3 protein-coding genes are annotated in these 5,309 nt (G+C 71.6%); all 3 read left to right on the forward strand.

The window, feature by feature from the left end; all coding sequences use genetic code 11:
• Nucleotides 1-222: 222 nt before the first annotated feature.
• The 3 genes from VFZ20_RS09170 to VFZ20_RS09180 all read left to right on the forward strand — a co-directional run bounded on the left by VFZ20_RS09170 (nucleotide 223) and on the right by VFZ20_RS09180 (nucleotide 5,045).
• Nucleotides 223-2,058, forward strand: coding sequence for a glycoside hydrolase family 15 protein (locus tag VFZ20_RS09170; protein ID WP_329683560.1), 1,836 nt, complete (start codon nucleotides 223-225; stop codon nucleotides 2,056-2,058).
• A gap of 122 nt (nucleotides 2,059-2,180) precedes the next feature.
• Entirely contained in the window at nucleotides 2,181-2,360 is a 180-nt protein-coding gene (locus VFZ20_RS09175) for a DUF7554 family protein (RefSeq protein WP_329683561.1), read from the forward strand.
• Between the two features lie 150 nt (nucleotides 2,361-2,510).
• On the forward strand, nucleotides 2,511-5,045 hold the full coding sequence (locus VFZ20_RS09180) for a BamA/TamA family outer membrane protein (RefSeq protein ID WP_329683562.1): 2,535 nt from the start codon (nucleotides 2,511-2,513) through the stop codon (nucleotides 5,043-5,045).
• Nucleotides 5,046-5,309 lie beyond the last annotated feature (264 nt).

A 5,309-nucleotide genomic window follows, 5' to 3' on the forward strand; every position in this document is an offset into this window, starting at 1 on the left:
CGGGGAGCTTCGGGGGGCAGGCGTGAGGGGAAGCCGGGCTGTGCCATTGTAGATGCGGGAGATAGTGTGAGCAGGATGACCTACGATAGATGGACACATCCCTCGCGATTCGCAACGATTCGGTGGATGCGGGGCAGACCGGCACTCGCGCCGCGCCATGGATCGCGGCACGGGGTCCGCCTCTTGCGCAAACCTGGCGCGAACCTTCGATCCCCCATCCGGATGCCCCAGGACGCACGCTACCTTCCCATCGAGGACCACGGCATCATCGGCGACCTGCACACGGTGGCGCTGGTGGGGCTGGACGGCGCCATCAGCTTTCTGTGCGCGCCGCGGTTCGATTCGCCGTCGGTCTTTGCCTCGCTGCTGGACGCGGACCGCGGCGGCGTGTTTCGCATCGACCCGCAGCTGGGCGAGGCGCGCCGCAAGCAGCTGTACCTGCCCGACACCAACGTCCTGCTCACGCGCACCCTCTCCCCCGACGGCGTGGCGGAGATCAGCGACTTCATGCCCGTGGCCGAGACGGAGGGCGTGCGGCGCGTGGTGCGGCGGGTAAAGGCCGTGCGCGGCGACGTGCGCTTCGAGCTGCGATGCGCCCCGCGCTTTGGCTACGGCGCCGTTCCGCATCGCGCCGAGGCGGACAGCGAGGAGGGCGTGTCGTTCACGCCGGAGGATGCGAAGCAGGCCGGGCTGGCATTCCTGCGGCTGCGCGGCTCCGTGCCCCTGCGCGTGCAGGACGGCGACGCCGTGGCCGAGTTCACGCTCAAGCACGAGCAGACGGCCACGTTCATCCTGGAGGCGTGCGCCGAGCCGCACGCGGGGCCGCACGCCACGCAGCGCTACGCGTCGGAGGCGTTCAAGCGCACGGCCAACTTCTGGAGGGAGTGGATCGGCCGGTCCACCTACCGCGGCCGCTGGCGCGACGAGGTCAACCGCAGTGCCCTGGTGATGCGGCTGCTGGTGAGCGACCAGTACGGGTCGCTCATCGCCGCGCCCACGTTCGGGCTGCCGGAGTCCATCGGCGGGGCGCGCAACTGGGACTACCGCTACACCTGGGTGCGCGACGCCGCGTTCACCCTGTACGCGCTCATCCGCCTGGGGCTCACGGAAGAGACGGGGCGCTTTATCCACTGGATCGCGGAGCGCGCGGGCGAGGAGGGCGACGGCATTCCCCTGCAGCCGCTGTACGGGCTGGACGGATGCCACGACGTGCCCGAGCGGGAGCTGGATCTGGAGGGGTACCGCGGCTCGCGCCCCGTGCGCGTGGGCAACGGGGCGGCCGCGCAGCTGCAGATGGACATCTTTGGCGCGCTGATGGACTCCGTGTACCTGTACGACAAGTACGGGGAGCCCATGAGCTACGACCTGTGGAACACGCTCACGCGCATCGTGGACTGGGTGTGCGACAACTGGCGCCGCCCCGACCACGGCCTGTGGGAGATTCGCCGCGAGCAGCGGCCCTACCTGAGCTCGCGGGTGATGTGCTGGGTGGCCGTGGACCGCGCCATCCGCCTGGCGCAGCACCGCTCGCTGCCGGCGCCGCTGGTGCGCTGGCTGGAGGTGCGCAACGAGATCTACCGCAGCGTCTTCACCGAGTTCTGGCACCCGCGCAAAAAGGCGTTCACGCAAACGCCCGGCAGCGGGGTGATGGACGCGTCGTGCCTGCTCATGCCGCTGCTGCGCTTCGTGAGCCCGGCGGACCCGCGGTGGAAGTCGACGATGGAGGCCGTGCGCCGCGAGCTGGTGGACGATTCGCTCGTGCGGCGGTACGTGGTGGGCAACGGCGAGACCGACGGGTTCGCGGACCCGGAGGGCACGTTCAGCATCTGCTCGTTCTGGTACGCCGAGTGCCTGTCGCGCGGCGGCGACCTGCAGCAGGCGCGCTTCGCGTTCGAAAAGGTGCTGGGCTACGCCAACCACCTGGGCCTGTACGCCGAGCAGCTGGGCCCCAGCGGCGAGCACCTGGGCAACTTTCCCCAGGCGTTCACGCACCTGTCGCTCATCAGCGCCGCGTACGACATCGACCGCCGCCTGGACCACGCGGGCTGGGGCGCGTAGCCAGTCATCGTCCCTCGTCCGTCCGTCCCGCAGCGGGGGAGCGGAAGGCGGATGGAAGAAAGGCTGGCCCCGTGCTTGCCCGGCCGCATCGTGTGATCGTTCCCCAACCGCAGAGGCAACGCATGAACGTGAGAGCTCTCCTTCGCATCGGTCTGCTGCTGATCGTCGCGTGGATCGTGCTGAAGATCGTCTTCAACGTGGTGGGCTTCCTCTTCCACCTGCTGCTGATCGTGGGCGTGCTGTTCGTCATCTACTACTTCGTGACGAACGTGCTGGGGAAGGGCCGGCCGCGCGGGATGTAGGGGAGAGTGCCAGGTACCGAGTGCCACGTGCCAAGTGACAGAGTTGGCACTTGGCACTCGGAACTTGGCACTTCTTTCCCCCCGGCACAGTCCTTCCGTAGCTCGCCCCCGGTTGCATGCACCCTTAATCCCGTCTCGGAGATCGGCATCGTGCGTCTGCGGACGTTTGGAGCTTTTTCGGCCGCCGCGCTGGCGTGCGCGGCGGCGCCCGCGCGCGGGTGGGCGCAGGACACGACGGTCGTGGCGGGGCCGGAGTACCGGTCCAGCGCGTTCAAGCGCTTTGCCAACGGCAACGAGTACCGCGCCGAGTGGACCACGCCCGTGCGCGTGCCCGTGCTGGACCCGGACCGGTTCGCCGGCGGGCTGCGCGTGCTGCAGGCGGGCGGCGGGTTCGCCACGGAGTCGCTGCGGATGCTGGGCCGCGACGGACGGCAGTACGTCTTTCGCTCCGTGGACAAGACGGCGGAGCGCGGCCTGCCCGAGGACCTGCAGGACAGCTTCGTCGAGTGGATCGTGCAGGACCTCACGAGCGCCAAGCACCCCGGCGGCGCGCACGTGGTGGCGCCGCTGCTGGACGCCGTGGGCGTGCTGCACGCCACGCCCGCGCTCTACGTAATGCCCGATCACCCGTTCCTGGGCGAGCACCGCGCGGAGTTCGCGGGCCGGCTGGGGCAGGTGGAGGAGCGCCCGGAGGACGACGGCGACGAGGAGGACGGCATCACCCGGGTGTTCGCCGGGGCCAAGCGCATCGTGGGCACGGATCGCCTCTTCGAGCGGCTGGAGGAGGACCCGGACGAGCGCGTCGCGAGCCGCGAGTTCCTGGCCGCGCGGCTCGTGGACCTCGTCGTGGGTGACTGGGACCGCCACATGGACCAGTGGCGCTGGGCCGGCTTCGAGCAGGGCGACCGCTGGACGTGGCGGCCCATCCCCCGCGACCGCGACAACGCGTTCAGCGACTACGAGGGGCTGTTCCCCGCCACGGCGCGCGCGTTCGCGCCCAACCTTACCCGCTACGGCCCGCGCTGGCGCGACCTGCAGGGCTACTTCCATCTCCCGACGCCGCTGGACCGCCGGCTGCTGACGGACGTGGACCGTCCCGCGTGGGATTCCGTGACGGTGCGCGTGCAGGCCGCGCTGACGGACGACGTCATCGCCCGCGCCGTGCGGCAGATGCCGGCCGAGTGGCAGCCCCTGGGTGCGGACGAGCTGGCCGCCGCCCTTCGCTGGCGCCGCGACCACCTGCGCGAGGCATCCGCCGCGCTGTACGAGCGCCTGGTGAGCGACGTGGACGTGCGCGGCACGGACGAGGACGATCGCGCGGACGTCCTTCGCAACCCGGACGGCACGGTGGACGTGGCGCTGTCGCGGGCAACCGGCGGCGCGCCGTACTTCCGCCGCCGCTTCAGCCCTGTGGAGACGCGCGAGATCCGCGTCTACCTGCACGGCGGCGACGACCGCGCCGTCATCCGCGGCCAAGCCGCCCGCAGCATCCAGGTGCGCCTCATCGGCGGCGGGGGCGACGACGTGCTGTCGGATTCGTCCGTCGGCGGGCGGGCGGGGATGAGCGTGCTGCACGACGACCGTGGCGAGAACCGGCTCATCCCCGGCCGCGAGGGACGCGTGGACACGCGCGCGTGGGAGCCGGATTCCGTGCGCGGACTGTTCGGCAACCAGCCGCCGGCGCAGGACTGGGGCGCGGACTTCGCGCCCGTGCAGCCGTGGGGCGCGTGGGTGAGCAACGTGGGGCCGGTGATCGGCGCGGGGCCCGTGTGGACGCGCTACGGCTTTCGCCGGCAGCCGTACGCCCGGCAGGTGGGCGTCCGCGCCCTGTACGCGCCCCTGGAGGACGGGATCGGCGTGGAGGGCTACGCGGACTTCGTGCGGACGGGGCGTCCCTCCGGCCTGCGCCTGTCCGCCGGCGCGCGGACCTTCGAGGTCGTCCGCTTTCACGGCTTCGGCAACGACTCGCCGGGCGAGACCAGCGAGGAGTACGAGGTCACGAGCAACGAGGTGCGCGCCGAGGCCACGTGGTACGGGCGGATGGGCCAGCGGGGCGCGTACCGCATCGGCCCCATGGCGCGGTGGATGGACCCGCGCGAGCCGGCCTTCGCGACCATTCCCGACCCGCGCGGCGCGGACGGCTTCACGCAGTACGGCCTGCGGGGCGACGTGCGGTTCGACGGCCGCGACACGCTGGCGATTACGCGCGGCGGCTGGTGGCTGGGCGCGGGCGCGGAGGGCTTTGGCGTGGACGACGGCGCGTTCGGCTCCGTGCGGGGCGAGGGTCGCACGTACCTGTCGCTGGGCGCGGGGCCCATCCTGGCCCTGCGCGCGGGCGGCGAGCTCGTCCGTGGCGACTTCCCGTTCGCCGAGGCGGCGTTCCTGGGCGGCGGCGGATCGCTGCGCGGCTATCCCTTCCAGCGCTTCGCGGGCGACGCGGCCGCGTTCGGCTCGGTGGAACTGCGGCAGCCGCTGGGGCAGCTTCGCCTGCTGGTGCGCGGACGCCTGGGCGTGTTCGCGCTGGCGGACGCGGGCCGCGTGTGGATGGACGGCGACTCGCCGGGCGACTGGCACACCAACTACGGCGGCGGCCTGTGGTTCGAGACGGTGGGCATCCCCGTGACGTTGACCTACGCCCGCGGCGACGTGTCCCGCTACTACCTGGGCCTGGGCATGCCCTTCTGACGCGGGGCAGGGAAGCGGATCGGGCGGATTGGGCGGATCAGGATCGGCAGATCAAGCCCGGCAGATCAAGGCCGGCAGATCAAGGCCGGCAGATCAAGGCCGACAGATCAAGGCCGGGGGATAAACCCGGGCGGGTCCGCGCGCATCGAACGAGGTGAGGACCGGGGAGGGCTGAGGATCGGATGCGGAGGTCGCGTCGCTGCGCGACGGGGCCCTCTCCCCCGACCGCCTTTTTGCTCGTTCCTCGCAACGGCGGTCGACCCC

The sequence above is a fragment of the Longimicrobium sp. genome (assembly GCF_036280135.1).
Classification (GTDB): Bacteria; Gemmatimonadota; Gemmatimonadetes; order Longimicrobiales; family Longimicrobiaceae; genus Longimicrobium.